Genomic DNA, 1,256 nt, shown 5'->3' on the forward strand with positions numbered 1-1,256 from the left:
GCCGAGCGCGCGGCCGGGCACCTGCCGGGCGACGTCGCCGTCCAGCCCGTGCCCGCCTCCCGCGTGCTCCTCGGCGGGGTGCGCGCGCCCCTCGAGGCGGTCGTGGTGGAGGCCCTCGACCTCGTCGCCGAGCCGACCGAGGACTGGACCGTGGCCGGACAGACCGTCCCGGCCGAGCAGCTGCGGCAGACCCACCTGGACTGGTACGCACAGAACCCACAGGCCGTGGAGGTCGGGATGCGCAAGTACGCCGACCAGCTGCGGCTGCTGGGCCTCGCGGGCTAGCGCCGGCCCCGGCCCCCAGTGGAGGATGGGCGGCACGTCCCGTCCACCGCGGAGCACGTCCGCGGGGGCGGTCGTACCGTTCCCCTGACCCCGTCACCCCACGGAGGACCACGTGACCGAGCAGTACGACATCCTGATCGTCGGCGGCGGCAACGCCGGCGTGTCCTTGGCCGCCGCACTGCGGCGGAAGCGGCAGGGTCGGGTCGGCATCGCCGACGGCCAACAGCTGCACCGCTACCGGCCGATGCTGAACTACGCGGCGGGCGGGCAGGCGGACATGGCCCGGTTCGAACGGCCGATGCGGGCCGTCATCCCGGACGGGGTCGAATGGATCCCGGACCACGTCGTGGCCGTCGACGCCGAGGAACGGACCGCGGTGACGACCACCGGGCTGACCGTGGGCTTCCGCCACCTGGTGCTCTGCCCGGGGCTGACCCCGTGGTGGGGTGCGATCGACGGGCTGCGTGAGGCCTACGCCGCCGGATGGGCGGCGAGTGCGCACGTGCCCGAGCACGTGGACGCCGCCCGGGCGCTGCTGTCGCGTGTGGCCGCGGGGGACCGTGTGGTGGCGAATGTGCCGGCTGAGCCCTCCTCGTGCGGCGGCACCGTGCTCAAGGCGCTGTTCCTGGCCTGCGCGGCGTGGGAGCGTGAGGGGATCCTGCCGGACGTGGACGTCCACCTGGTGACCCCGTACGGCCGGATCCTGGACCGGCAGACCATCGACCCCGCTCTGGCCGAGGCCGTGGCGAGGTACGGCATCCATGTGCACTCCGGCGCAGAGGTGAACGCCGTGGACCACGAGGCCCGCGAGGTGGTGCTCAACACCGGTGAGCGGATCACCGACGTCGCGGCCGCGTACATCACACCCGTGGTGCGGGCCCCGGAGTTCATCGCCGAGGCGGGCCTGGCGGACGACGGCGAGGCCGGCCTGGCAGCCGCGGATCCCGCGACCCTGCGGCATCCCGTGCACC

Annotated in this window: 2 protein-coding genes; both read left to right on the top strand. The window is 74.4% G+C overall.

Going from position 1 to position 1,256, the window contains the following annotated elements:
- On the top strand, positions 1–285 hold a 285-nt coding region (locus AB0N07_RS51305), incomplete at its 5' end, for a hypothetical protein (RefSeq protein ID WP_365847912.1).
- A 112-nt stretch (positions 286–397) separates the two neighbouring features.
- Positions 398–1,256: FAD/NAD(P)-binding oxidoreductase (locus AB0N07_RS51310; RefSeq protein ID WP_365847913.1), on the top strand; the 859-nt coding region annotated here is incomplete at its 3' end.

The sequence above is a fragment of the Streptomyces sp. NPDC051172 genome (assembly GCF_040682555.1).
Lineage (GTDB): Bacteria > Actinomycetota > Actinomycetes > Streptomycetales > Streptomycetaceae > Streptomyces.